This is a genomic window from uncultured Mobiluncus sp., assembly GCF_902488535.1.
GTDB lineage: Bacteria > Actinomycetota > Actinomycetes > Actinomycetales > Actinomycetaceae > Mobiluncus.
The window spans coordinates 105,178-129,800 of record NZ_CABTWO010000002.1; the positions used below are offsets into that span (position 1 = coordinate 105,178).

The window sequence follows — 24,623 nt, forward strand, 5'->3', positions numbered from 1 at the left end:
AGTTCGGGCTTAGAGGGAAACGACAAAATCGTCCTGGTCAATAATGACCCCGTTTGTGGCTTCTGCCAGCTCCCTGGCTACGGCTTCGATGGCATCAATGACGGTCAGCCGGTCCAGGCGCATCGCCCGTTTCAGTTTACTTTCCTCCGTGATGCTGATTTCCGGGGCTATCCAGGAAATGGCGTAGCTCACGCAGCCATCTTCGGCGTGTCCCAAGGCCGGGGGGATAGCGGTTTCCCCCTGCACCACCACGTGAACAGCTGATTTTTGGGTCACGTCAGCAGCGATGGCGTAAGCGTCGACCATCATGGGCATGGACATGGCAGCCTCGTCGTAGGCTTCCGCTTCCGCGTGTAGCCAAGCCCGTTCGTCCGGGCTGACTCCAGATTGGATGCGGGAGCGCAAGCCGTCGGGGTCATAGTTGGCGCGCTCCTCGGGGGTGGTCAGTTGAGGTGTTTTAGGTCCCGAGCTGCGCTGTGTCTGTTCGGTTTCGTTTCCCATCAGCAGGGTCGCGATAGGCAAGGCTCGCTGCACCACCTGGAGGCAGGCCGCGGGCTCCAACCAAATTTCAGACAAGACCCGCAAGCTCACCGCGGAATCCGGATCCGGCACGATGATGGGCCCGGTCGAGAACCGCAAGGCGCCAGCCAAACGCCGCGCCATGCGCCGCAGCCCTTGCAAAACTTCGAGTTCCAACCCTTCTGGGCCACCTTCTCGAAACGCGTCCCACAAGGGGTCGCGGTCCTGCAGCCACTGCGGCACCGGTTTCCCGCGCAAAGCAGGAACCCCCGCCAAATACGCGAACTTCAGGCGGCTGGGCAGCCCCAATCCTACAATCGCCTCCGGCGTCAAATCCCACGGACCGGTCAGATACGCCTCTTTCTCAAGCTCTAAAAGCCCCGGCCCCAGGCGGGAACACCCGGTCCAGATTTGTCCGGCCAGAATGTCGATTTCTTCGGGCTGCACGTCGTCGGCGACCGCCAGCAGGTGAAAAGGCTCGGCGGCGTGCAAATCCAGAGAATCGTGGCGATTGGCCGGTGACAACATGATTTTCTTCCTTCCTAAGTCTGATCTGGGGGACGTTACCGAGGCTGCGCTGCCGGGGTGGCACGTCTAAATCGCGGGTTGCAAGCGCGTTCGCGGCGTTTGTCCACCGCGCCCGCGACGGGAGAAAGCGGTTCACAGCCCCGTGTCGGGGTGTGGTACAGCCACAATCCCGCGCCCTTCCGGGACCTCCACCCGACTGAAGTTCAGGTAAGAACGCGAGGCGGTAGGGCCGCGCTGACCCTGGTAGCGGGAGCCTTTCGCGCCAGAGCCGTAGGGAGCCTCGGACGGGGAGGACATCTGGAAGAAACACAGCTGACCGATTTTCATGCCCGGGTACAGGGCGATCGGCATGGTCGCCGTGTTGGACAGTTCTAGGGTGATATGCCCGGTAAAGCCCGGGTCGATGAATCCCGCGGTCGAGTGAGTCAGCAGGCCCAAGCGTCCCAGCGAGGATTTCCCTTCCAAGCGCGCCGCGACGTCATCGGGCAGGGTCACGTGTTCAAAAGTGGAGCCCAACACGAACTCGCCCGGGTGCAAGATGAGCGGTTTGTCACCGGTATCCACCAGGCGAGTCAGCTCAGTTTGCTCTTTCGACGGATCAATCAAGCCATATTTGTGGTTATCGAACAGGCGAAAGTATCGGTCCAGACGAATGTCCACCGAGGCGGGCTGCACCGCATCAGGATCCCAGGGATCCAGCACGACTTTGCCTTGGGCTACCAGAGCACGAATATCACGGTCAGAAATCAGCATGGCACCATGCTATCGCCTCTAAGAAGCGGGTTGGGCGTCAACGATTTCCACATAAAAAGCCAAGGGCGAGTTTGGCGGAATTGCCGGCGGACGGCCTTCCTGACCATAAGCCATCTCAGAAGGAATCCCGAGGATAACTTTCGCCCCGACCTTTTGCCCGGCTAACCCCTGAGTCCAGCCGGCAATCACATGCTGCAAGCTGAAAGATGCAGCTTCCCCACGAGCAAAAGAAGAATCGAAGATGGCCCCTTGGCCCCACACTTGACCCACGTAGTTAGCGGTGACGGTGTCGGTCTCACTGACCACCGCGCCCGTCCCCTCTTGGACGACCCACGCCGTGTTTTGGTCCGGGGCGGGCATATCCTTGGGGAACCCTACCGCGGTCTCGGCTCCGGAACCGACCACCTGGGGGCGGTCGCCCTCGACGACGGCAGCAGGGGTGGACTTGGGTTCTTCAGGAGTGGGGGTGGCGGAGTTGGACGCGGCCGGGCTCTGGCTGGCGGCCTGGTCTTTGGCCTGGGTCGAGCAGGCGCTCAAGCTCAGGGTCAGCGCCGCAGCGCCGGTGAGGAGGAACAGTTTAGGAACAATTTTCACAGTCATGGTTCCACCCTACCCGACCCACAGCTTTTGGTCGAAAAGTATCTATTTCTCTGCCGGATTGGTGGCACGGGCATGACCTGGGGTTTCGTCAAGTTCATTGACCAGTTCCGTCATCCGGTTGAGGGTGTCCCGATATTCCTCACGAGCCACGCTGTGCAGGATTTCCAGCATGCGGCGCAGCTGCTCGGGAACGATGACCGCTCCCGCTCCCCACACCGCAATCTCAGTGACCGCCAGTTCTACCAGCTCATCGGCGGTTTGTGGGCGGTAAACCAGACGGATCGTACCCGCTTTGTCAGTCACGTAAGGTACCGGAGTCTGTCGGGTTACCGCCCTTATCAAGATGGTGTGCAGGGCGTTGATGGCTTCCACCGCGGTCAGGGGGTCGTTGATGCCCGGAGAGAGGGCCCGGCTGGCAATGTCGACAAGCTGGCGGATACCAAAGCCGATGTCTTGGCGCAGGGAACGTTGCGGGGAGAGAATCAGGCCTTTTTGGATTTTCGTCAGGGCAGCCTCATCAACTTTGGCGTAAACCACGCCGACCTGGGTGCCCGCTCCGAGATAGGAACCAACTTGCGTGGTTAGTTCAATGGTGGTGTCAAGCGTTTCCGCCAGTTTCACCAGGTAGGGGTAGTCGATGTCGCTGAGACGGTCATCAGCCTGGTCCAACACAATCGGGGTGACCGCACCGTCGCGCGGGGGGTTCCATTCCCGAGCGCCCTGGCGAGGCTGGATCGTTGAGCCTCCCGGAATCATGCAGTCCATGGTGTCAATAGTGCGTCGCGACAGATCTCGGATTACGTTTGTGACCCGGATAGAGGTGGTGATGTGGTGAATGAAAGCGAGGAAAAATCCCACGCTGACAATAACCAACAGGAAAGCCAAGCTGGTGGCAATCTGGGGAACGAACCCGGCATCCGTATCAGTTTCACTGCGCACACAGCGCAACACCGTCAGCGCATAAAGGAACGTTCCGGCAAAAACCCCGAGGGTGGTCTGTGTAATGCGTTCTTCCAGGAACGATTCCAGAATACGCGGGGTGAACTGATTGGACGCCAGTTGCAAAATCACCATAGTGACGGAAAACACCAGGCCAGTGACCGAAATCATGGCGCTACTGATAGTGGTGAGCACGCTACGAGCCCCATCGGGACCACCTTCGAACAGGAACGGTAGGGACTGACCCACCACCCTATCGATTTGGGGAATGACCAAGCCAGCCACTATTGCCGCGACACTGAGAGCCAGGGGAATCGCCCAAAATCGCGTCCAAAATTGATCCCACCAGTTCCAGCGAGGAACTTCAGGTAGCCAATGACCATAGACTACGGGTTCATCTTTCGTCTCACTTTTGGGTATTTCGGCGTCACTCACGATTCCACCCTATCGCAGTATCCGAGTCGAAAGTGAGCTCACTCAAACGCTAGAAACCCCGCAGGTACCCCCTAACGGTTTCAAACCGCCCTGAGGGAAGCCCGAAGCTAATAAAATTTTGACAGCGTTTTGATTCCAAGCCAGGAGGTTCCATGTCTACCCCTCATATCGCTGCCGAGCCCGGGGATTTCGCTCCCGCCGTATTGATGCCAGGAGACCCGAAACGAGCCGAAAAAATCGCCCACACCCTGATGAGTGACGCCAAATTGGTCACCGACGTGCGTTCCATGCTGGGCTTCACCGGCACTTATCAGGGCAAACCGCTGTCGGTGATGGGGTCGGGAATGGGTCAGCCCTCTCTGACTATCTATGCCACAGAACTGTTCAAGTTTTTTGATGTGAAGCGCATTATTCGGGTGGGTACCTGCGGTTCTATCTCTCCCTTGGCTGGGGTCGGGGACACGGTGGTGGCCATGAGCGCCCACACTGACTCTCACATCAACGTGGCGCGTTTCCCCGAGATTGCCTTTGCTCCGTGTGCCTCGTGGTCCTTGCTATCGGCCGCCATGAAGGCGGTTGAAGAACTGCCCGAGGCTGACCGCGACCGGGTTCATGTCGGGACCGTGTTCTCTGAAGACCATTTCTATTTCAAGGTTCCGGGTTTGCTGGAACGCTTGCGTGCCTACGGCACCCTCGCCCTCGAGATGGAAACCGCCGCTCTCTATGGAGTTGCTGCCGAGTTCGGTCGTGAGGCCCTAACGGTGCTGACCGTCTCGGATAGTCTGCTAGACCATTCTCAGGACATGACTCCGGAGCAACGCGAAACGAAGTTCGCTAACGCCCTGACCCTAGCCACCGCGGCCGCCTTGTGCTAAAGACCCGCCGCGCTGACGGCCTTCTGAACTGGCGGAACTTTCTAAAACTAACGGAACGCCCTAGGCAATCCGGTCAATAATCAAAGGCCCCACCCCGGCAAAGGTGTCGGAAATCTCCCAGCAGCCCTGTAGCGCTGCCAGAGCCCGCTCAAAACGCTGCGGCTCATCTGCGTGCAAAGTAAACAGGGTTTGACCTGCCTGTACCCGGTCGCCCGGTTTGGCATGCAGGGTTATTCCCGCTCCCAAGGACACCGCCTCGCCCGGACGGGCTCGCCCGGCACCAGTACGCCACGAAGCAACCCCGACCGCCAGCGCGTCCAGGCGGCTCAGCACCCCGCTGCGCTCCGCCTTTACTTCGCAATGTTCCCGAGCCGAAGCCAGGGGCGCATCAGGGTCCCCGCCCTGGGAACGAATCATTTCCCGCCAAGTGTCCATCGCGGCACCCGAAGCCAAAGCCGAGCCCGGATCGGCATCAGGCCGCCCCGCGGCCGTCAACATTTCCCGCGCCAAAGCGACCGTGAGCTCCACCACGTCGGCGGGACCCCCGCCTGCCAGGACTTCCACCGCTTCGGCGACTTCCCCCGCGTTACCGACTTCCCGGCCTAGTGGAGTGGACATATCGGTGAGCAGAGCCACCGTGTGGGTACCGGCATCTTTCCCCAAAGCCACCATGGTTTGCGCCAGCTCGCGGGCTTGAGACAGCTCTTTCATGAAAGCCCCGGAACCGACCTTGACATCCAACACCAGGGCGGCGGAGCCTTCCGCAATCTTCTTTGACATAATCGAGGAAGCAATCAGCGGGACACAATCAACTGTGCTGGTCACGTCCCGCAACGCATAAAGTTTCCGGTCGGCCGGAGCCAGCCCCGCCCCGGCCGCACACACGACCGCCCCGCAGCCGGTTGCCAGAATCTCGGTAATCCGCTCATTGCTCAGCTCGGCCTGCCAGCCAGGGATTGCCTCCAGCTTGTCCAGAGTGCCGCCCGTGTGTCCCAAGCCGCGCCCGGAAAGCTGCGGTACGGCCACCCCGAAACTTGCCACCAGCGGCGCTAGCGGCAAGGTAATCTTGTCCCCTACCCCGCCGGTGGAATGTTTATCCGCGGTGGGACGCGGCAGAGAGCCAAAATCCAGGCGTTGCCCGGAGTCAATCATCGCTTGGGTCCAGTCGAAAATTTCGCGCTGGTTCATGCCCTTGAGGAACACCGCCATCGCCAGGGCCGCCATCTGTTCGCTGGTGACCCAGTCGCGGGTGTAGGCATCGATGACCCACTGAATCTGGGCGGTAGACAGCTCCTGACCATCGCGTTTGGTCCGAATCACATCGACGGTGTCAAAGGGTTCCACCATGATTTTCCCTTTCCGGGGCTTTGGCTCAAAATTCCGACCCAAAGAATCCAGCCAAGTTATCCTGAACACGCCCCCAATGACCGAGTATGAACAGCGCCAGCTGCCCAGACCAGCCAGATTCATCGGCTAGTAATTTACCCAGATTCCGGTGTTTTCGGAGGCGTTTCGGGGGAGGGATTCTGTTCCTCGACCGGATTTAGCGAACACGTACCACGAGTTAATTTCTGCATTTCGGGGATATTCTTGGATTTCAGAACATAACATGGAAAAAGCTCGCTCGGAGGGGGACCGGCAGATGTATCAAGACTGGCTGGAAAATGACCCCGATCCCCGCGACCGGGAAGCCCTGCAACGCCTGCTCGACACGGATACTCCCGCGGCAAAAGCTGAACTTGCCGCGGCTTTCGAGTCAGAAATCGCGTTCGGCACTGCCGGTCTGCGCGGGGAAATGGGTCCCGGACCAGCCCGGATGAACACGGCGGTGATTCGCCGCGCCACTTGGGGGCTGGCCGCGGCCCTGCGAGCAGCCGTCGGGGATTACTTCCTGGTGGTGATTGGTTTCGACGCTCGGCACCGTTCCGCCGACTTCGCCCGCACGACGGCGGGAGTGATTACGGCAGCCGGCGGAAAAGCCCTGCTGATGCCCCATATTTGCCCCACCCCCCTGCTGGCCTACGCAATGGGGCAGTATCACGCTGACGCCGGGGTGATGGTGACGGCCTCGCACAATCCCGCGAAAGACAACGGTTACAAGGTGTACCTGGGCGGGCGGGTCGTCACCGATTCGGGTTGTCGGGCACAACTCGTGCCCCCTTGGGATTCGCGGATTTTTGCCCAGATTCAGGCTGCTCCACCGGCGCGGGACGTGCCCTGCGCCGAGTCGGGGTGGGGTTTCATTGACGAGGATTTGTTTACCAGCTACATTCAGCGCACGGCGAGCCTGGTTAGCGCCGATTCCCCGCGAGATTTACGGCTGGTGCTGACTTCGATGCACGGGGTCGGGGCTGACGTTTGCGAAGCCGTGTTAGCTCAAGCCGGATTTAGCGAGGTGTTTCCCGTCGCCTCGCAGCGTGAACCCGACCCGGATTTCCCGACTATTTCGTTCCCCAACCCGGAAGAGGCCGGGGCCCTCGAGATGGCTATGGCGTTGGCTCGCGAAAAACACGCGGATTTGATTGTCGCCAATGATCCGGACGCGGATCGTTGCGCGGCGGCGATTCCTGACCCGGACTCACCAGGGGGTTGGCGCCAGTTGAGCGGGGACGAAACGGGGGTTTTGCTGGGGTATTACCAATGTCAAGGCCGCCGGGGGTCGTCAGCCACGGTGGCTCGCTCTCTCGTTTCGGGGGAACTGTTGGACCGGGTGGCCGCGGCCGCCGGAGTCACTCCGATGGTGTCCCTGACAGGTTTTAAGTGGATTGCCCGCACCCCGGGGCTGATTTTCGGATATGAGGAAGCCATCGGCAATTGCTGCGATCCTGACAGCGTGCGCGACAAGGACGGGATCAGCGCCACGGTGAAACTGTGCGAAATCGCCGCCATGTTGAAGGCGCAGGGCCAAACTATTGACGATAAGCTCAATGAGCTTTATCTCGCTCACGGACATTATGTCACCACACCGCTGACATTCCGGGTGGCGGATGTGAACTTGATTAGTGAGGGAATGCGCCGTCTGCGGGCTCGCGGTTTGACGGATTTCGGTGGGGAACCCATCGTGTTTAGCCATGACTTGTCCACCAATTCGATGCCTGATGAGCTGCACACCTCCGTGCCGTCAGGGTGGGATCATCTGCAGGAGTTGCCGCCTACGGACGCGCTGTTCTTTGGCACGGCTTCCGGGTCGCGCGTGGTGGTACGCCCCTCCGGGACCGAACCAAAGTTAAAGTGCTACCTACAAGTGGTGATACCCGAAGTCACCACCCAGACCCTTGTGACGGCAAAAGCCCAGGCCCGCCAACGTTTGGCGGCCATCAAAACGGATTTGAGCGAAGTTTTAGGGTTTGATGCGCCCTGAGCCACGTTTTCGCGGGTCCGACAAGGGCGGTTTCAAAAGGTTTTATGGTCGCTTTAGAGCGTCTCTAGGACTTTGCGGGTTCCCGACAGTCCCAAGCGTGAGGCCCCGGCCTCTACCATCGCGAGGGCTTCTGCTCCGGTGTGGATTCCTCCCGAGGCTTTCACTCCCATCGTGTCTGACACGGTTTGGCGCATCAATGCTACCGCGTGGGTGGATGCCCCGCCGCCGGGGTGGAATCCGGTGGAGGTTTTCACAAAGTCAGCTCCGGCAGCCTGAGCAGCCTGGCAGCATTTCACGATTTCCTCGTCAGTCAGTGCCGCAGACTCGATAATGACTTTCAAAAGTTTCGGGGCGGGAACTTCTTTCTTTACCGCCGCTATGTCGGAGCTAACCCGGTCCCACAGCCCGTCCTTCACCCACGACAGGTTGACAACCATGTCAACTTCATCTACACCTGCTGCCACGGCTTCACGAGCCTCGACTGCCTTGGTAGCTGTCGCATGAGCACCGGAGGGGAAACCGCAAACTACGCACAGTTTGAGGGATTCCGGGACCTTGAGTGGCACCTGGCTGGGGGAAACGCACACGGAATAAGTCCCTAACTCAACAGCCTGCGCCACCAGTGCTTCGACTTGGGCGCGGGTTGCCTCCGGCTTTAACAAAGTGTGATCAACCATGGCTGCTAGCTGCGCTTTTTCCATTGAATCCTCCAAATGCCCGAAATCGCGTTCCAGCGATTATACGCCAACGCCGCCCCGAACACTCGCGCTGGAGCATTGTACGGGTTGAGTTTTTGGTAAAATTTGGGGCGGGAAGGGGCACCCATGAAACACTTTATTTTCGCGGTAATCTTGCTGTTAAGCGTGGGTCTGCTGGGGGCGTGCACCGGCAGTAGGGATGTCACAACAGCCACGGGCGTCACGAAAGCCACAGATACGCCTACCAACACTGCAGACACCCCCGGCGCTTTGCCACCGATGGTCAAGGTTCGGGGCGACGTTTATCAAGACACCGGCTACGTCAACAGCGGGGTGACGTGCGGAACTGCTGACGGCACGATACGTACCAGTGTCGACGTGACGAAAACCCCCAGCAAAAACGATGAATCAAACTTCGGGACGGGATTTGAATATCAAACTTGGGAACCCGGCTACCTGAGCGTAAAGAGGGGCGAACGCTGGATTCTTTTCCAAGACATCGCCATGAATTCGACACTTATGCCCAAAGGTGTCGCCAACTTCCGCGCTGAAGTAAAGGAAAGCTATACAGATAGGCTCATGGTGCAGGTAACTCAAGTGCCGCCTGAATATGCCTGGATCTTTACGAAGGGACAAAACCCGCCCGAGTTGGACGTGAACAGTCTCAAACCGATTGCTTTGCCGGTCGATAACTTGGATTACACGAAAGACGGGAAAACCGTAGACGGCACGGGCCTCACGGGGAAAACCGTCACGGTCTGGTTTGATGGCACCATCAGCGGCACCGAACCCGAAATGTCCTCCCTGGCTCAGCTCGGCCAGGTCTACAAAATCAAAGTCATAGCAGATGCCGAATAGGGTTGGTTTAGGGTTGCATACCGAACTGGGACATAAGTTTGATAAAAGTGTCTTGCCCATCGAGGCAAGTCTCCCGTAGGTAGCCTTTTTCGTTTTCCCACTGCGAAAGGCCACGATAGTAAAACAGTTTCTTTGAGTCCTCGATAATGAACGGGATGAGTCCGTGACGCAGGCATTCTTTCAGGGCAATGAGACGGCCTACTCGTCCGTTACCATCCTGGAAAGGGTGTATGAGCTCAAACTGGTAGTGAAACTCTACTATGTCATCGAATTCGACCCTGTTCAGGGACTCGTAACGTGACAGCAACTGTTTCATTTGGCTGGCAACGTCTTGCGGTTTGGCAGTCTCGCGCCCGCCCACCACATTGGGGCGTCTTTTGTAGTCCCCGACAGCGAACCATTCCAAAGAGGATTCTGTGGTGCCCTGTTTTAGTATGCGATGCAACTCCTTAATGATTTCTTCGTTCAAGGGTTGTTCTGCCCGGTCAATGACAAAGTCGATGCCGCGAAAATGGTTTACCGTCTCGATGATGTCGTCCACCTGGAGTCCTGAATCGGCACCAAGCGTGTTTGTCTCAAAAATGAGTCGGGTCTGGTCCTCACTGAGTTGGCTACCCTCAATATGATTTGAGTTATAGGTCAGGCGGACTTGCAGCTCATGGTACAGCCCCCCGAGCAGACGGATGTTTTTCTCATCGCGCAAGGTTTGCAGCAGCAAATTGTCCGTGCGACTTTGGCACAAATCCTCCGGGTTGCACTCCAAGAACGCCGCGATTCTGGCCAAGACGTGTCGGGCAATCGGTTCACCGCGTCCAATTTTCGCTATCGTCCGGGAAGAAATGCCCAGCTCGTGGGCCAGTCCAGTCTTGGTGAGGCCCTTTGCGTTGAGCCTGCGCATCAGGCCGTCGTAAACAATCATCAGCACGCACCCTCTCTACCTTTACTTATTATCGCCATTTTCCCCAATAAGTAAAGGTAAATTTAGCGCAAGTAAAGCTAACCCACCGCGACCACACTTCTGCGACAGTCCCCGCAGATTCCCGAACCACGCCCCCTTGAGCTATAGAAATCGAAATGGGAAAATGTCACCTGTGAAAGAATTAGCCAATCAGCATAGTAAAGTGTCGCGGTTCGCGACGATAGCAATCATTGTCGTTCTCGGTATTGCTACGTCGGCTGTTCTCATTAAGGTTTTGGGAGAGCCGGTTATCCCTCGGTGGTGGGCGGTCGTGTCTTTCGTAGTACTGATTGCGGCGAGCGTTCTGGCAGGGAAACAAACCGCGAACGTAAACCGACCATGGGTTTACGTAGTTGACGTGTTGCTTGCTGTGCTTCTCGGAATCGCATTTTTGACATCTCAGGAAAACGAGCCGCTTTCCGGCTTTGCCGCGTTTACATGGAATGTTTTCAGCCTGCTCGTCATCGCTTCCTGTGGTGCCCACTACCTAAATAAACGCCACCCGAAAATCCCAGAAGACGCCGCGGCTTCCTCCGACCCCGAGGCACCTAGCGAAAACTAGCGCCTTCAGGGGACTGGCTTTCAGGGCGCACCGGCTGGCGCGCGCTTAGTGTTCCTATTTGTATCCGAGGTAGCCCACGATCCCGTTGTCATCTCCCGGAGAAATGGCATAAAGCCGGTGCTGGTGTTCGACTAAATAAGGGATATCTTTGAACTTCCGGCTCCACAGTTTGACGAATTCTCCGTCCTTCCAGGCAAAGGATTTCAGCTTTATTCCCCCATTTTCCTCTTCGTCATCGTAAGTCTCGACGATAAAACCGCTGTCGGTGCGGTAGATGTCTTGGGCGTCTCTCAGCCCCCCCATCGGCAAAGTTTTGCCGGTATTGGTATCAAGCACCAGTCCACTATGTTCCGCTGGGGCTCCGCCACTGCCGCAGAGGGAGTTCCGCCCCCAAATGAACTGTTTATCCGCCCCAAAGGCACAGCCGATTCCGGCATCCGCATTGGTCCACAGTTCCTGACCGGTGGCGGGGTCGAGGCGCGTGGACTTCTTCAATTTGTAGTCGTCTGTAAACTCGTAGGAAATCGCCAATACCACCCGTTCATCGTCTGCAATCGAGAAAAATGCGTTGTCATAAGTCTGGGAAAGCGGCTGGCCCTGTGCGTCCACTATAACCGCATGACCCACAGAGGTGTCCTCACCGGTTTTTGTGTAGTACTCAACAGCAAAGTTGCCTTTTGCTAACGGCGTGAACGAATAGGAATCTTCCTCCAAGTCCTTAATCGAATCGATGAAAGTCTGCGCCACGATAGGCTGCGAGCCATCCTGCAAGTTAAACAGCTGACCCCAGTCTTCGCCCTCCCATGTCATTCTGAGCCACCCGGAATCATATTCCCGAACACCGTACCCACATTCCTCCACCGGCTGGCTCCACAGTTTGTTCTCGATGCCAATAGCTCTGTCGTAACGGGTAAGCTCGTTGTTCTCGCAGGTTACGAGACTGCCATCCTTGAGTATCTCCATGAACGCGCTCATGTCGTCAACATTAAGTTCTTTACTGGTAACAATTTTGCCGTCTTTGGCAGAAATGACGGCATAACGGGTTGTTGTCTCGGAAGGGCAGTTCAACAGTGCCAAGTTGGGGTTCGATTCAGCCCGGTCAACGAACCAAGGACCATACGCCGGGTCGCAATTCAGTTCCTCTATCACGTCACTACTGCGCCATATCTCTTGCTGTGACTTGAGACTGAAAGCCCAAACCTCATCTCCGTCCGTAGACAATAGTGTGTCCCCAGCAAAGGCGTAATCCTTGCCGGGATCATTGCCCATGTCTATGAGTTCCAGTTCTTTCTCTGATTGGGTCAGCCCCGTGACAACGCTCTTATCCGCCTCACCAGATGCCTTAGAGCCGCCGGGAAGAAAACGAGCCCCGGAGAATAACAGGATAAAGAGCGTAATTGCCAAGACGAGAACCAGCGAAGTGGCAACAATACCAATTACCAGCCCTTGGCGCGACTTAGTCACCGGGGCAGCCGCCGGCTGCCCATTCGCAACCGCGTATCCCGGAGGTGCCTGATAGGCCGACCCATTTGGCGCCGCCGGTTGATTCTGGGGTGCCGCCGGCTGGTTTGAGTAAGCGGAGGGCACTGGTCCAGAAGCCTGTGGTGGGGCTCCGTTGGGCGTCTGCGGCGGTACCCCGTTGGGGCCGCCGTTGGGAGATAAACCGGGGTATTGCTCAGAAGTCATTGCCGTGTCTTTCCTATTTCTATCTTTTCGCGTCTTTGACGATTCACCCTCACGGGGATTTGAGAGCCCAAAAAGCCAGCAAGCCCTGCGTGTTCCTCAGAGAATCACACAGCTACAATAAAACATTTTATGCATCTAAACAGACGATTTCGGGACTACCACCGCCCATATTTCAACACAAAAGCACCTCGAGCATATCCGGCCAACTCGGTGGACCACCCTTCTCCGCCGCGACCGCGATGACAAACGCGACAGAACCGCCCTTGTGACAGGGACGCCAGCGCCTAGAAAAAACAGTAGCTAGCGCGAAAGCAGTGAGCTAAAATTAGGGTTAGCCCTTCGCCCACCCTTTCTATCGAGGAGATATCTTCCGATGACCAAGTAATCTCTGCTCAGCCCCGCTGAGACGCTTCCCGTTAAATTCTTGCGTCCTGGAGATTACTATGCCTGTCATCAACCTCGTTAATATTTCTTTTTCCTATGCAACTGTCCCGGTGCTCAATGATGTCACTTTGCACGTCAGCGATGGTGAGCGCGCCTGCCTGGTCGGACCCAACGGGTGCGGCAAGACTACGCTGCTGCGTATCGCTTCGGGCGATCTGCTGGCACAGCGGGGCAAAGTCGAGGGAACCGAAAGGGAGCGCTTCCGGGTTCCCAACGTCGAACAGTTTGATGGTAGCGTCAGCGACTACCTTGACGTCGCGCTGCGTCCACTTCGAGCCGTAGCCGACCAGTTTGCGGAGGTAACTTCGCGAATCGGCGAGGGCGGCGCACTTGGCGAGTGGGAACAAGAATATGATCAGCTGCTGGCTCAGATGACGGGTTTTGAGATTTGGTCGCTCGATGCTCGGGTGGCCGAAGTGCTGGCCGGGCTCGACATGATGTCTTTCACAAGGTCGGGGCGGAACCGGGAGCTGTCTCGGTTGTCGCCCGGTCAACACGGCAGGTTGCAATTAGCGGCGACCCTCATCTTAAAACCGGCAGTATTGATTTTGGACGAACCTACCAACCATCTCGATGCTCAGGCGCTCAGTTTTCTGACGCAAACGGTCAATAGCTGGGGTGGTCCGGTCCTGATGGCCAGCCATGATCGGGCCTTCATCGAGGACACCGCCACGGTTATTTACGATATGGACTTGGGGGCGTTCAATGCTTTGGCGAAGGCCGAAGGGGTGGGCGAAACCGCAGGTCTTTACCGTTGCGCGGGGGCTTACTCCGACTATCTGGTTGAAAAAGCCCGTGCCCGCACCAAGTACGTGGAACTGCACGCTGCCCAGCAAGATGAAGCGCGTAAGGTGCAAAGACATCGGCAGGCGGCGGGAAAAATCTCTCGCGGAGGTGTGCGGCTCGCCAGCGCTCAAGGCAAAGCGAAGAAGTTTTTTGCCGACCGTGCCGCCGCGACCGCCACACGTCGGATACGAAACGACGACCAGCGCTTGGACACCTTAGCAGCGCGAGAAGTGCGCAAACCCCGTAACTATGAATTGTCCTTCGCGTTTGCCCAGCCTGCCAAGCGCGCCGGGGTGGCGGTATCTGCAAGGCAGGCAAGCGTGGAACGGCGTCTCGCGCCACTCAGTTTTGATGTCGTTTATGGCGAGCACCTGCTGGTCACCGGCGCTAACGGGTCGGGGAAATCCACGCTCTTGAACTGGATAAGTTCTGGACAACCCCCTGCTGACGCCTCGGCAAGCGGAACCATCACGCGCGATAAAGCGGTTAGCCTAGTGCCCCAACATTTACCGAGAGTCCGTGATTTTGGATTCACCACTGAAGTCTGGAGAGGCGGAATCGGCGAAGCCGGGAAAGGAATCTTGCACCCCGCAATGTGGGCAACCCCAATCCCCGAACTGTCTGCGGGCAACCAACGCCGCACACAAATCGCCCTAGCCTTGGCCTCAGCCCCTGCCATCCTCCTCATCGATGAGCCGACCAACTTCCTCGACCTCGACAGTATGCAGGCCTTGGAAGATGCGCTGAACGAGTGGAAAGGTACGCTGATTATCACCAGTCACGACCGCTGGCTCATCGACCATTGGCAAGGCTCGACGATTCACATCCAGTAATGCTCTGATAAGGCTAAACGTTAGGCTTAAGTAACATTTTATGTGTCTTTATTTCGGGTTTTTGCCTGGTATTGCAGCAAAGGGTCGGTGTTGGTGGGCTTTGTTGGTTTCATGGAGCGGGCGACGGAGGTTCTATCGGAAAGACTAGACAGTTCTGGTTGCCCAAAGAGGATTTTCCTGCCAATTATTTGGCATGCCAAGGTGACTTCTTGGTAGCGGCTTGACCTGCGGGTACTGTTCGAGAAGCTCAGGAAGAAGGGCGATGTTTCCTAGGTCAAGGTTAAAGAGAAGATATTGGATTAAGGTTAGTTGACCAAAAATTCGGTTTACCACGTCTGCAATCATGTCTAGTTCGGGGTGCCGACCTTTTCTAGGTAGCCGTGGTTTGATGGCATAAACCCTGTTAAACATACGCGCGTGATGAGCTGAATAGTTGCGTAAAATATTTAGTGCTTTCAGCCATGAACCGAACTGTGCAGCATTCAAATCTACACGAGCAGCCATCGTGTCTCGCACACCGATGGGAGCTAATTGGTACAGGAAAGTCAGCGAACCCCAATCCATTACTTCCACAGCAGCCCAGATTGGAAGTTTGCCACCATACTTCTTCTTGTGGTGGGCCACGAAATCTTCACACGATGCGCGTAGCTCTTTTTCATAACGCTCCAGACACTTTTGGTGTCCAGAAGACGACCCCTCACCGTCAGATGCTCGTGCCACGGGACCGAGACTATCTGGGTGTAGATGCGCGAAGGGGTCGATGCGACCGAGTTCATGCCCAAGCATAGAACGCACTGAAAGCTCTATCGGAGCGAGACAGGTAAAGACAGCCTCACGAAGCTTGCAGTCAAACATGTAAACAGCAACCACATCAGCCAATGTCGTGCCAGCAATGAAACTATCGGCGCGTTCTCCCGTTTCAAGTAGTTTGCGCCATGAATACCAGTATCCTGAAAGCCGATAGTAATTCACCTGTTCAAGTAACCTGAACGCTTTAGAATCAGATTCAATGAGCATTCCGCGCTCACGCAGCAAAGCTATCTGCTCGCTATGGGTTTTGAACTGCTTGACCCGAGGAGTAGCGAGAGACTGTGGCATCATGAGGCTTAAAGGACAAATTGAAGCGTACTAGTGAAGTGAAATATTGGTTTGATAAAATCGGTGGGTGATTAGTGATAGGTCGTCTGGGGTGGTGGCGTTGAAGGAGGTGCGCCTGTGAACCTGAATATTTATTGTGATGAGAGTACGCACTTGCCTCATGATGGTAAGCCGTACATGGTCTTGGGTGCTGTTACTTGCCCAGTCTCCCAAGCTCGGAGAGTCTCACGAAGAATCGCAGAAATTAAAAGCAAACACGGAATCGCATCTGATTTTGAGATCAAATGGACGAAAGTATCGCCGAGTCAACGAGATTTTTATCTCGATGTTGTTGACTATTTTTTCGATGATGACGACTTAGCGTTTCGCGGCGTTGTTGCACAAAAGTCCGGTTTGAATCATGAGGCGTTTCAGCAAAGTCATGACGACTGGTACTACAAGATGATGTTTTACCTTATCCGTAATGTCTTGCCCTCCGATGGTCAGGCTTTCATTTATCTTGACAAAAAGGACACTCGTGGAGGCAGAAAGGTAGAACAGCTGCACAGCGTCATTGCGAACTCGAGCTATGATTTTAACCGTCACATTATTCGACGAGTGCAAATTGTAGACTCACGCGATGTGGCGCAGATCCAGATGGCTGATTTGCTTCTTGGGGCTGTGAATTATGCGAATCGTGGATTGACTTCGAGTGCCGCCAAAATGACGTTGATTGAGAGAATCAAACGCCGCTCTGGATTAAGCCTACAAAAGAGCACTCTCTTGGCAGAGAAGAAAATGAACCTGTTCTTCTGGGAGCCGCGAGAGGTGTATCAGTGATGCGTCTTGACCCGCTACCAGCTCCCAATCACAGTGATTCGAGTGAATACATTGAACAGCTATACAGCATATTCTTAAACACCCTAATTCGCCGTCACCTGGTATGGCGACCAAACGGGAAGCGTCTCACGCTTCGTCGCCAACCAGAGATTCAGGGTAGACACGCCATTTTCTGGCATGTGATTAGTGGAGGCATGGGAGAGGAAGCCGCCCGCACGCTTGATCCTGAACGGTGCAGAAGGATTGGCTGGATTGGTTTAGTTATAGAACAGTTCAATCGAGACTGGCCTCAAGAGAGACAGATACACTGGTGGGTCAGTTCACGATCACGCGGGAGCACGAAACGCTACCTTATTACCATCAACGATTTCAGCTACATTGTGGTCATTGACGAGAAACCCGACTATGCCGTGCTCGTTACAGCTTATTACGTGAAGCAGCCCCACCGGCAGCGCAAACTCCGCAACGAGCATGCCGCTTACTGGTCACAGCAAGAGCCGCCCCTTTAAGGACGGCTCCAGATACTCTTTCAACACATGGCTGATGAGCTACTCATAGTATAGCAGCCCCGTCAAATCAAAGTTAGTCTTCGGCGTACCTTATGTATTTTGAGCGCGTAGGCGGTGTGATGCCTCATGTCAATTTGAGCGCGAAAAATGGAAGGTATGAGTAATCGGATTGTTTCTTTGCCGGCACGTGAAAGAGGTGGCTGCCCGGTTGTTTAAGGCGTACCGGAACGCTAAGAAGTCGGAAACTTGACGGCAGTCTCGAACCCTTTGACGTTTACTTTGAACCTTTTGACGGATGTCTATACTTATTGACGGCAGCGGGCACGCAAATCGAAACCTGGCTGAGCCGCCAAAAACAGACCTGAAATGCCAACAAGAACTGCACTCGTAGCCTCATGTCAAGCCCTCGTACTCAATCAGAAACTTGCTCTAACAAGCACAAACAACCACAGAACGCCACAAAACGCTCGCCACGATGCTTTGTATCAAAATGAACGTCTAGATGGAGCGGGCGACGGAGGATTTTTAAGGCGTTCCGGCTAAAACGGCACACCAGTGCCGTTTTTTAACGCCTCCACCGTTTTACTCAGCGGCTCATGCGACTGCGTCGCTGCCGCTGAGCGAACCTGTTCGATTCCCGTCGCGACCCACCAAATGTTGAAGATGCCGAGCAAAAGCTCGGCATCTTCAACAGAGCGGGCGACGGGAATCGAACCCGCCTTTACAGCTTGGGAAGCTGTCGTTCTACCGATGAACTACGCCCGCGGTTCAAACTACAACAGTATGCCACATTCTAGCAGCAACAGCCAGGAGCTCTGTTCCCCCTCCATTCCAGAAACGCAAAACTCAGTGTCTCTCAAGGCATAACGTTAAAATTGACTTATGCTTGCCACGCTTACAGGACTGGGACTCTCAGCAGCCGCGGGATTGAACGCCTACATCCCTTTCCTCATCGTCGCTCTAGTCGCACGTTTCACCGACTTCGTCACCCTACCCGCCGAGCTCTCGTGGATTGCCTCCCCTTGGGTTATCGCCATCGCAGCCATCCTGTGCTTCGCGGATTTTTTCATTGACAAAGTTCCCGCACTGGACAGCGTCAATGATGCCATCAGCACCGTGATTCGCCCCGCCACCGGCGGCCTAATATTCGCAGCCTCCACCGCCGCTGAGGACTTTGAAGAACACTCCGCCCTTATGGCGCAAAATCCCTGGATAGGCATAGTCCTGGGCGTAGTCGTAGCGCTGACCGTTCACAGCGGCAAAACGGTCAGCCGCCCCGTCCTTAACACCACCACCGGCGGTCTGGCTGCCCCCGTAGCGTCCGGCGCGGAAGAAGGCTTTTCCCTGGTAATGTCCTTGACAGCTATCTTCGTCCCCATACTGGTTATCTTTTTCCTGATAATTATCGTCATCGGACTCATATTCATCGCCCACAAGACCCGAAAATTCCTCGCCAAACGCCGCCAGAGGAAGGGAAACACCGCAAATCAGCCCGCCGGGAATTTGCCGGAAATCCCCACACAACTGTAACGATCGTTCAAAAATCTGCCGCCGTCCTAGGATTGCATAAAATCAGGGATTTCCCCGGGATATTCCTCCCAGTACGCCTCCGCCTCGCTCGCCAAAACATCCGACTCGCCCCGGCTGGCATCATCGGCGATTCCCACCGTGTGGAACCCAGCCGCGTTAGCCACCCGGACCGCATAAACCGCGTCCTCAAACACCCAAGCGTCCTCCGGTACGCTGCCCATCGCCCCCGCCGCCTGCAAAAACATAGTCGGCTCGCGCTTGTGCATCCCCGTTTCCGAAGAAGCGAAATACTGCGTAAACATCTCCTCAATCCCCAGACGCCGGAAAGCTGGGCGGATCAGACCCTCGGATCCGGAACTCACCACCGTCATCGGCACCCCCGCCTCAGCCAGCGCCTCCAGGAAACCCCTGGCTCCGGGCTTGAGCTGCACCTCCTCGAGGTAGCCGGTATAGACCGCGTCTTTGATACCGTTCAGGACCTCACTAACCGTTACGTCCAACCCGAAGCGCTGGTGTACCAGGCGCGCCGACTCGGGCAAAGTCATCTCAAAAAATTGCGCACCCAAATCCTTATCGACCTCTATCCCCAAGGTCGTCAAGTATTTTCCGGCTGCCTCCCGCCACAGCGGCATAGTGTCGAGCAGCGTCCCGTCACAATCGAAAATCGCGCCTTTAATCATGCCCTCAGGATACCTTCCCAACTTCCCTCCCGGCGCGCATCCTTTCCGGCCTGCACCACTAAACCGTGAAATAACGCCAGTTCCGCCACAGTAAATGTCTCTGCCCGCCACGCCGCATCGCGGGCCTGACGCGCTTGTCGATAGGTCCGAAACTCGCCCAAACCAGCTGCCGCCAGCAATCGGCGCGCATAGGCATCGAAAATAAAAACCGGGCGGTCATAGGCATAAAGTAGGATGTCGTCGGCCGTTTCCTCACCCACTCCCGGGACTTGCAAAAGGGAGTTGCGCAGCGTTGGGGTGTCAATCTCACCAGCCCGGTCATCAGTTTTTATGTACCAATCGGTCAAGTTTTTCAGGTATCTCGCTTTCGCGCGCATGAAGCCGCTGGGTCGAATGAGTTTCTCCAGTTCACCCGGGGCGACCCCCGCCAGCCGCAAGGGGTCAAGCAGTCCTTTCTTCCGCAGGTTCTCTAGGGACTTTTCCACGCTGGTCCAGGTCGTGTTTTGGGTAAGCACGCTGCCCACCAGGATCTCGAACTTTGTTTCCGCCGGCCACCACTTTCCCGCATCTCTCACATTGCGTTGCAAAATCTCGAATAGCTCGCGAAAACCTGAAACCCGCCCTACCGCGCTTGTCATGAAGAACCGCCCGGAGAGACTATTGACCCGAAATCTGCAAGTCTCGTGACGAGACCATCAGCAGTCTGCCGCTGGTGAAAGAAACGGTGGCGAACTGTCCGGTGATTTCGTTGGAAACCCCGCGTGTTGAGCCGCGAACCAGAGTAAAGTCCTCGACCAAGTAGCGTGTCCCCGTCAGGGTGAGGCCGCGAACATCGCCGTCAAAAGGAATCAAGCCGAAATAGTGGTAGTCGTTGCGGGGCACCGTATGGGTTCCCGGACCCACCAGGGACACCATGTTGTAGCCGTCTATCCAGCGCAGCCGGGCGGGAGTGTGGGCGAATTTCGCCAAAATGCCGAGGTTTCCCAAGGTGTGGTCCAAGCGTCCCCCCAAACCTCCAATGACATCTATGTGCCGGTAGCCGCGAGAATACGCCAGATCGACCGCTGCTTCAGAATCTGTGACTTCCTTGGCCGCGGGGAGAATTATCACTTCCACACCATCGCCGGGAACAGCTTGGCTGGGAGGGGCGACGGGTACTGCCGCCAAGACTTCGGGAGAGCGGGTGCGCCCGTCTGCGAACTCAGCCTGACCTGCCGGACGCGGCGAAGAATCGAAGTCGCCGATGTAGACGTCGGGGACAATCCCCAAATCCCGCGCCACGTCTTGCCCCGAATCGCCACAAATTACCAACTCGTAGACCGAGAAATCCCAGTTGTCAGCGCACAGCGCACGCAGTCCTTGCACCCCGCCGACCACCACCAGGCAGCGCGAGTCAGCTGACACTGCGCCATTTTTCGCCGAATCGTCGTGGTTTTCGCACATCTTGGTCATGGAGTCATTCTAATCTGGCTCCCACGAAGCCCGGAAAATATGACAGATGTCATCCATTTTTTGTGATTGCGCACACTACCGGCCCAAACACCGGGGCGCAAGACTTAGATACATGAACACAACCACTACGGCTGCCCTGCAGCTCACTAATCTGCATAAGCACTTTGGGGAAGTCCACGCGGTGGACGGCATCGAACTTAATGTACCGACTGGTACAGTTATGGCTCTGCTGGGGCCGAACGGCGCGGGGAAAACCACCACTCTGGATATGGTTCTGGGGCTGAGCGCACCGACCTCCGGGGAAGTGCAAGTTATGGGCGAAAGCCCGAAAACCGCGATTTCCCGCGGTCAGATTGCTGCCGTCCTGCAAACGGGTGGCCTACTCAAAGACATGTATGTCTCCGAAGTCGTCCGCTGGATTGCCGCAGCTTACGGCCGGGATGTTGATACCCCGGAAAACCGGGAGCGGGTGATACGCGCGGCAAACCTAGAGCCGATTCGCAAACGTAAGATTGGGAAATGCTCCGGCGGGGAACAGCAGCGGATTAAATTCGCGCTAGCTCTGTTACCAAACCCGGATTTATTGATACTCGACGAACCGACCGCGGGAATGGACGCCAACGCGCGCCGCGACTTTTGGGAAGTGATGCACGGTCAGGCGCAAAACGGCAAGACCATCATCTTTGCCACCCACTACCTGCAGGAGGCCTCGGACTATGCTGATCGCATCGTGGTGATGAATCACGGAAAAATCATCGCGGATGCCAGTCCGGCAGAAATTACTGCCCAGCGAACGCGCAACGTGTCTTTCCAGGTTGACCCCTCGCACCTCAACGCGCTTGCCGCTCAGATACAGGAACACTGGCCCCAAGAATCTGTGGAAATCAAAGACGACAGAATGTACCTTTTGGTACAGAAATCGGATGATTTCGCACGTTTCATTCTTTCTCAACCCGGTGTGAGCCACTTGGAAATCGTCCCTCCCTCTATGGAGGACACTTTCTTTACCCTGACCAGCAACTAAGGAAACCTCATCATGAACACGAAAATATTTGCTCTGGATTTAAAGCGAATCCTGCGCTCACCCGAAGTACCCATGTTCGTCATCGGACTTCCGGCAGTGATTTACCTGATTTTTGGAGTCGCCGCGACCTATGCCAAGGAAATGGTCGCCGACACGACTGCCAATTGGGCCTGGGTCATTATGGTCAATATCGCCGCCTACGGAGCCATTATCTCCACCGCCAGTTTTGCCGCTGGCACCTCCGTGGAAAAGATCCAAGGCTGGGGACGCCAAATCGCACTGACTCCCCTGAGTAACGGGAGGTACCTGGGTACCAAAATCGCCTTGGGAGCGCTGCTGGCGGCTTTACCCGTGGCGGTCATCTTCCTGTTGGGTGGTCTCACTCAAGCCAAAGCGGAGCCCTCTGCTTGGGTTATCTCTGTCTTGGTGATTCTGGGTGGGTCGCTCACTTTCACCCTCTACGGTCTGGCTTTCGGGCTGCTGCTGCATTCTGATACGGCCGTCTCTATCGCCTCGGGTCTGACCACCCTATTTGGTTTCGGCGCGAATCTGTTTATGCCCCTGGGCGGATGGCTGCTGGATTTCGCGAAATTCATGCCAGGCTACGGTTACGGAATCCTCGCCAGATACGCCGCCACTAACGGAAATCAGATTACGATGGACGGAAAGCTATACACCGAAAACCTAGGAATTGGCATCGTGAACTTTGTAGTGTGGATCTTGATTTTTGCTCTCCTGGCAATATGGGGCTATAAACGTTCACGGAGGCGCGTATGAGCACGCAATCCACCTCCGACTTCACGGCGAAAGACCACGGTTTCAGCATGCCGCCCTCAAAGTCCTACGTTATCGTAAGCATCATCATGAGCCACGTGTGGCTGGGGTTTCTGTACTTTCCGATTAGTCAGGCACTGACCTTACCCCTGGGGCAAAAGATAATTTCCCTGATATTGACCACCGCATTCGCTCTGGCTTACGTAGCTGCTTTTTCACTCTCGTGGCGCAAACCAATCATGGGAGAGCGTAACTTCCGCTACTTCGACGGTCGGCACCGCCTACGCAAGAGCGACGCCGTAGCCTTTGCGGTACTTGTGCTGACTACATTGCTACAGGTGGCAGTGTTAGGACCGCTGAACTCCTTGGCTTTCCTGCCGTTTATCGCTGCTGCCGCGCCTTTCACCCTGCCACAAACGGTTGGCTATATTGCCGGAGCCTTGACGGTTTTAACCTCCTTCCTCATTCCCAGTTTTGTACCGAATGGTCAAGAATACTTTGGCCTCGCCATCACCACCTCAGCCGTGTTTATGTTCGTGGCGGGAATAACTTTCTTTATCGGTTCCAGTATTGAAAGCCAGCGCCAAGCTGGGACACGAGCGATTTTGGAAGAACGCGAACGTGTAGCCAGGGACGTACACGATGTCCTGGGTCACACCCTTACGGTCATTGCCCTCAAGTCCGAACTAGCCGGAAAACTGCTGGAACGCGACCCTGGGCGTGCCCACGCGGAACTGCGCGAGATTACCCACTTGGCGCGGGAATCAATCGAGGAGGTTAGACAAACTGTGGCGGGGCTCAAAGTACAGAGTTTGTCAGAAGAAATCGCCGCCGCGTCTCAAGCATTGGAGAGTGCCAGTATAGACTTGCAGCGGGAGGGCAGCGCCTGGAAAGACCTCGACTCCATCCCCGCCGTGAACCAAGCAGTTTTCGCTTGGGTGATTAGGGAGGCCACCACCAACATCATTCGTCACTCGGCGGCTCGCCGAGCCACTATCAAGTTAGACCGGAGCAGCCTGACTATCACCGATAATGGAGTGGGGATTCCCCCCGATGCTGCCGGACACGGCCTGGAGGGACTCAAGGCTCGCGTGGAACAGGTCGGGGGAACCCTCAGTATAGTAGGGAAACGTGGGGTCGCAAGCGCCGCAAGCACCACGGGCACCGCAAGCGCCGCTAACGAACGGCAAAACGCCCTTGAGACCAGCACCGTAGTGGAGGTAAAGCTGTGATTAGCGTGGTACTGGCCGATGATCAAGCGCTAGTGCGCGGAGCGATTGCGGCACTGCTGGAACTCGAAGGCGACATTGAGGTAGTCGCCCAGGCCAGCAATGGTCGCGAGCTCCTCGATGCCGTCCAAACCCACCACCCCCAGGTTGCGGTGGTGGACATCGAGATGCCCGACCTTGACGGAATCGCCGCCACCAAAGCCATCACCGAGACTGCCGCCGACACCAAGACGCTGATATTGACGACTTTTGGACGTCCCGGATACTTGAAACGCGCCTTGAGCGCCGGTGCCAAAGGCTTTATGGTCAAGGAAACTCCCGCCGAAGAACTCGCCGCCGCAGTACGAACTATTGCCGCCGGAGGCACGGCTGTTGACCAAAAACTGGCCACGGAATCCCTTTTCGAGGGCGATAACCCGCTGACAGAACGCGAGATGGAAGTCCTGAAAATCGCGGAAAAAGGCTTGAAAGTCCAAGAAATCGCGGCTCGAGTGCACCTCTCACCCGGTACGGTACGCAACTACCTCTCTAGTGCGATTAGCAAAACCCACGCGGACACCTCGGCGGGTGCAGCTCGAAAAGCCCGTGAACTCGGATGGCTCTAGACACGCCGCCTGTGCCTCGGAGCACCCAGACTACCTAGGATAGGTAAGGCTTACCTAATCTTATTCTG

24 protein-coding genes and 1 tRNA gene are annotated in these 24,623 nt (G+C 56.3%); 12 read left to right on the forward strand and 13 right to left on the reverse strand.

What is annotated here, in order from left to right; genetic code table 11:
- Positions 1 to 9: 9 nt before the first annotated feature.
- From RDL66_RS01320 to RDL66_RS01335, 4 genes are all read right to left on the reverse strand, one after another.
- Positions 10 to 1,047, reverse strand: a complete 1,038-nt coding sequence (locus RDL66_RS01320) for a hypothetical protein (RefSeq protein WP_308534665.1) — start codon at positions 1,045 to 1,047, stop codon at positions 10 to 12.
- Between the two features lie 132 nt (positions 1,048 to 1,179).
- Positions 1,180 to 1,800, reverse strand: a complete 621-nt coding sequence (dcd, locus tag RDL66_RS01325; RefSeq protein WP_308534667.1) for a dCTP deaminase — start codon at positions 1,798 to 1,800, stop codon at positions 1,180 to 1,182.
- An 18-nt stretch (positions 1,801 to 1,818) separates the two neighbouring features.
- Positions 1,819 to 2,400 (reverse strand): FKBP-type peptidyl-prolyl cis-trans isomerase, encoded by a 582-nt coding sequence (locus tag RDL66_RS01330; protein ID WP_308534668.1) that lies wholly within the window; start codon positions 2,398 to 2,400, stop codon positions 1,819 to 1,821.
- 42 nt (positions 2,401 to 2,442) lie between these two features.
- Positions 2,443 to 3,774: a DUF2254 domain-containing protein gene (locus RDL66_RS01335; protein WP_308534670.1), complete on the reverse strand. Its 1,332-nt coding sequence runs from the start codon at positions 3,772 to 3,774 to the stop codon at positions 2,443 to 2,445.
- 152 nt (positions 3,775 to 3,926) lie between these two features.
- On the opposite strand from RDL66_RS01335, the gene deoD reads away from it, so the two are divergent.
- Positions 3,927 to 4,649, forward strand: coding sequence for a purine-nucleoside phosphorylase (gene deoD / locus RDL66_RS01340; RefSeq protein ID WP_308534672.1), 723 nt, complete (start codon positions 3,927 to 3,929; stop codon positions 4,647 to 4,649).
- A gap of 60 nt (positions 4,650 to 4,709) precedes the next feature.
- On the opposite strand, the gene RDL66_RS01345 is transcribed toward deoD, so the two are convergent.
- Positions 4,710 to 5,996: a thymidine phosphorylase gene (locus tag RDL66_RS01345; protein ID WP_299293632.1), complete on the reverse strand. Its 1,287-nt coding sequence runs from the start codon at positions 5,994 to 5,996 to the stop codon at positions 4,710 to 4,712.
- A 295-nt stretch (positions 5,997 to 6,291) separates the two neighbouring features.
- Between RDL66_RS01345 and RDL66_RS01350 the strand changes: the two genes are divergently transcribed.
- Positions 6,292 to 8,010: a phospho-sugar mutase gene (locus RDL66_RS01350; RefSeq protein ID WP_374042889.1), complete on the forward strand. Its 1,719-nt coding sequence runs from the start codon at positions 6,292 to 6,294 to the stop codon at positions 8,008 to 8,010.
- 53 nt (positions 8,011 to 8,063) lie between these two features.
- Here the strand turns inward: RDL66_RS01350 and deoC are convergent, their stop codons facing one another.
- Positions 8,064 to 8,711 (reverse strand): deoxyribose-phosphate aldolase, encoded by a 648-nt coding sequence (gene deoC / locus RDL66_RS01355; RefSeq protein ID WP_299293638.1) that lies wholly within the window; start codon positions 8,709 to 8,711, stop codon positions 8,064 to 8,066.
- Positions 8,712 to 8,834: 123 nt separating this feature from the next.
- Between deoC and RDL66_RS01360 the strand changes: the two genes are divergently transcribed.
- Positions 8,835 to 9,566, forward strand: coding sequence for a hypothetical protein (locus RDL66_RS01360; protein ID WP_299293641.1), 732 nt, complete (start codon positions 8,835 to 8,837; stop codon positions 9,564 to 9,566).
- Between the two features lie 7 nt (positions 9,567 to 9,573).
- On the opposite strand, the gene RDL66_RS01365 is transcribed toward RDL66_RS01360, so the two are convergent.
- Complete coding sequence (locus RDL66_RS01365) at positions 9,574 to 10,485, reverse strand: Fic family protein (RefSeq protein ID WP_299293644.1); 912 nt, start codon at positions 10,483 to 10,485, stop codon at positions 9,574 to 9,576.
- Between the two features lie 163 nt (positions 10,486 to 10,648).
- On the opposite strand from RDL66_RS01365, the gene RDL66_RS01370 reads away from it, so the two are divergent.
- Positions 10,649 to 11,086, forward strand: coding sequence for a hypothetical protein (locus RDL66_RS01370; protein ID WP_299293647.1), 438 nt, complete (start codon positions 10,649 to 10,651; stop codon positions 11,084 to 11,086).
- A 54-nt stretch (positions 11,087 to 11,140) separates the two neighbouring features.
- Here RDL66_RS01370 and RDL66_RS01375 read toward each other — a convergent pair whose 3' ends face one another.
- Positions 11,141 to 12,772 carry a hypothetical protein gene (locus tag RDL66_RS01375; protein WP_308534675.1) on the reverse strand — a complete coding sequence of 544 codons (1,632 nt, stop codon included), beginning with the start codon at positions 12,770 to 12,772 and terminating at the stop codon, positions 11,141 to 11,143.
- Between the two features lie 443 nt (positions 12,773 to 13,215).
- Here RDL66_RS01375 and RDL66_RS01380 point away from each other — a divergent pair, with 443 nt between their 5' ends.
- Complete coding sequence (locus RDL66_RS01380) at positions 13,216 to 14,835, forward strand: ATP-binding cassette domain-containing protein (protein ID WP_308534677.1); 1,620 nt, start codon at positions 13,216 to 13,218, stop codon at positions 14,833 to 14,835.
- A gap of 144 nt (positions 14,836 to 14,979) precedes the next feature.
- Here the strand turns inward: RDL66_RS01380 and RDL66_RS01385 are convergent, their stop codons facing one another.
- Positions 14,980 to 15,936, reverse strand: coding sequence for an Abi family protein (locus RDL66_RS01385; protein ID WP_308534679.1), 957 nt, complete (start codon positions 15,934 to 15,936; stop codon positions 14,980 to 14,982).
- A 114-nt stretch (positions 15,937 to 16,050) separates the two neighbouring features.
- Between RDL66_RS01385 and RDL66_RS01390 the strand changes: the two genes are divergently transcribed.
- Entirely contained in the window at positions 16,051 to 16,752 is a 702-nt protein-coding gene (locus RDL66_RS01390; protein WP_308534681.1) for a DUF3800 domain-containing protein, read from the forward strand.
- A complete protein-coding gene (locus RDL66_RS01395) occupies positions 16,749 to 17,261 on the forward strand; it encodes a hypothetical protein (RefSeq protein ID WP_308534683.1) in 513 nt (170 codons plus the stop codon). The genes RDL66_RS01390 and RDL66_RS01395 overlap by 4 nt, the downstream gene beginning before the upstream one ends.
- 694 nt (positions 17,262 to 17,955) lie before the next feature.
- Here RDL66_RS01395 and RDL66_RS01400 read toward each other — a convergent pair.
- Positions 17,956 to 18,026, reverse strand: a tRNA-Gly gene (locus tag RDL66_RS01400).
- Positions 18,027 to 18,143: 117 nt separating this feature from the next.
- On the opposite strand from RDL66_RS01400, the gene RDL66_RS01405 reads away from it, so the two are divergent.
- Positions 18,144 to 18,791, forward strand: a complete 648-nt coding sequence (locus tag RDL66_RS01405; protein WP_308534685.1) for a DUF4126 domain-containing protein — start codon at positions 18,144 to 18,146, stop codon at positions 18,789 to 18,791.
- 26 nt (positions 18,792 to 18,817) lie between these two features.
- Here the strand turns inward: RDL66_RS01405 and RDL66_RS01410 are convergent, their stop codons facing one another.
- From RDL66_RS01410 to RDL66_RS01420, 3 genes are read right to left on the reverse strand one after another with little or no spacing between them, the layout of a single operon-like run.
- A complete protein-coding gene (locus RDL66_RS01410) occupies positions 18,818 to 19,471 on the reverse strand; it encodes an HAD family phosphatase (RefSeq protein ID WP_308534687.1) in 654 nt (217 codons plus the stop codon).
- Positions 19,468 to 20,109, reverse strand: a complete 642-nt coding sequence (locus RDL66_RS01415; RefSeq protein WP_308534689.1) for a deoxyribonuclease — start codon at positions 20,107 to 20,109, stop codon at positions 19,468 to 19,470. The genes RDL66_RS01410 and RDL66_RS01415 overlap by 4 nt, the downstream gene beginning before the upstream one ends.
- A gap of 19 nt (positions 20,110 to 20,128) precedes the next feature.
- Complete coding sequence (locus RDL66_RS01420) at positions 20,129 to 20,923, reverse strand: thiamine diphosphokinase (protein ID WP_308534690.1); 795 nt, start codon at positions 20,921 to 20,923, stop codon at positions 20,129 to 20,131.
- A gap of 112 nt (positions 20,924 to 21,035) precedes the next feature.
- Here RDL66_RS01420 and RDL66_RS01425 point away from each other — a divergent pair, with 112 nt between their 5' ends.
- The 4 genes from RDL66_RS01425 to RDL66_RS01440 are packed head-to-tail and all read left to right on the forward strand — an operon-like array spanning position 21,036 to position 24,555.
- The gene (locus tag RDL66_RS01425; protein ID WP_308534692.1) at positions 21,036 to 21,947 is read left to right on the forward strand and encodes an ABC transporter ATP-binding protein; all 912 of its coding nucleotides are present in this window, start codon (positions 21,036 to 21,038) and stop codon (positions 21,945 to 21,947) included.
- 12 nt (positions 21,948 to 21,959) lie between these two features.
- Entirely contained in the window at positions 21,960 to 22,724 is a 765-nt protein-coding gene (locus tag RDL66_RS01430; protein ID WP_297723013.1) for an ABC transporter permease, read from the forward strand.
- Positions 22,721 to 23,953, forward strand: coding sequence for a sensor histidine kinase (locus tag RDL66_RS01435; RefSeq protein ID WP_308534693.1), 1,233 nt, complete (start codon positions 22,721 to 22,723; stop codon positions 23,951 to 23,953). The genes RDL66_RS01430 and RDL66_RS01435 overlap by 4 nt, the downstream gene beginning before the upstream one ends.
- Entirely contained in the window at positions 23,950 to 24,555 is a 606-nt protein-coding gene (locus tag RDL66_RS01440; RefSeq protein ID WP_297723009.1) for a response regulator transcription factor, read from the forward strand. The genes RDL66_RS01435 and RDL66_RS01440 overlap by 4 nt, the downstream gene beginning before the upstream one ends.
- The last annotated feature ends 68 nt before the right edge of the window (positions 24,556 to 24,623 follow it).

What these genes read in the sequence shown, in the direction of transcription:
- RDL66_RS01330 (WP_308534668.1), bottom strand. Translation starts at nt 2,400, where the DNA reads ATGACTGTGAAAATTGTTCCTAAACTGTTCCTCCTCACCGGCGCTGCG.
- RDL66_RS01370 (WP_299293647.1), top strand. Translation starts at nt 10,649, where the DNA reads ATGTCACCTGTGAAAGAATTAGCCAATCAGCATAGTAAAGTGTCGCGG.
- RDL66_RS01380 (WP_308534677.1), top strand. Translation starts at nt 13,216, where the DNA reads ATGCCTGTCATCAACCTCGTTAATATTTCTTTTTCCTATGCAACTGTC.
- RDL66_RS01345 (WP_299293632.1), bottom strand. Translation starts at nt 5,996, where the DNA reads ATGGTGGAACCCTTTGACACCGTCGATGTGATTCGGACCAAACGCGAT.
- RDL66_RS01410 (WP_308534687.1), bottom strand. Translation starts at nt 19,471, where the DNA reads ATGATTAAAGGCGCGATTTTCGATTGTGACGGGACGCTGCTCGACACT.
- RDL66_RS01320 (WP_308534665.1), bottom strand. Translation starts at nt 1,047, where the DNA reads ATGTTGTCACCGGCCAATCGCCACGATTCTCTGGATTTGCACGCCGCC.
- RDL66_RS01435 (WP_308534693.1), top strand. Translation starts at nt 22,721, where the DNA reads ATGAGCACGCAATCCACCTCCGACTTCACGGCGAAAGACCACGGTTTC.
- RDL66_RS01360 (WP_299293641.1), top strand. Translation starts at nt 8,835, where the DNA reads ATGAAACACTTTATTTTCGCGGTAATCTTGCTGTTAAGCGTGGGTCTG.
- RDL66_RS01385 (WP_308534679.1), bottom strand. Translation starts at nt 15,936, where the DNA reads ATGATGCCACAGTCTCTCGCTACTCCTCGGGTCAAGCAGTTCAAAACC.
- RDL66_RS01375 (WP_308534675.1), bottom strand. Translation starts at nt 12,772, where the DNA reads ATGACTTCTGAGCAATACCCCGGTTTATCTCCCAACGGCGGCCCCAAC.
- deoC (WP_299293638.1), bottom strand. Translation starts at nt 8,711, where the DNA reads ATGGAAAAAGCGCAGCTAGCAGCCATGGTTGATCACACTTTGTTAAAG.
- RDL66_RS01420 (WP_308534690.1), bottom strand. Translation starts at nt 20,923, where the DNA reads ATGACCAAGATGTGCGAAAACCACGACGATTCGGCGAAAAATGGCGCA.
- RDL66_RS01430 (WP_297723013.1), top strand. Translation starts at nt 21,960, where the DNA reads ATGAACACGAAAATATTTGCTCTGGATTTAAAGCGAATCCTGCGCTCA.
- RDL66_RS01365 (WP_299293644.1), bottom strand. Translation starts at nt 10,485, where the DNA reads ATGATTGTTTACGACGGCCTGATGCGCAGGCTCAACGCAAAGGGCCTC.
- RDL66_RS01350 (WP_374042889.1), top strand. Translation starts at nt 6,292, where the DNA reads ATGTATCAAGACTGGCTGGAAAATGACCCCGATCCCCGCGACCGGGAA.
- RDL66_RS01425 (WP_308534692.1), top strand. Translation starts at nt 21,036, where the DNA reads ATGAACACAACCACTACGGCTGCCCTGCAGCTCACTAATCTGCATAAG.
- dcd (WP_308534667.1), bottom strand. Translation starts at nt 1,800, where the DNA reads ATGCTGATTTCTGACCGTGATATTCGTGCTCTGGTAGCCCAAGGCAAA.
- RDL66_RS01405 (WP_308534685.1), top strand. Translation starts at nt 18,144, where the DNA reads ATGCTTGCCACGCTTACAGGACTGGGACTCTCAGCAGCCGCGGGATTG.
- deoD (WP_308534672.1), top strand. Translation starts at nt 3,927, where the DNA reads ATGTCTACCCCTCATATCGCTGCCGAGCCCGGGGATTTCGCTCCCGCC.
- RDL66_RS01415 (WP_308534689.1), bottom strand. Translation starts at nt 20,109, where the DNA reads ATGACAAGCGCGGTAGGGCGGGTTTCAGGTTTTCGCGAGCTATTCGAG.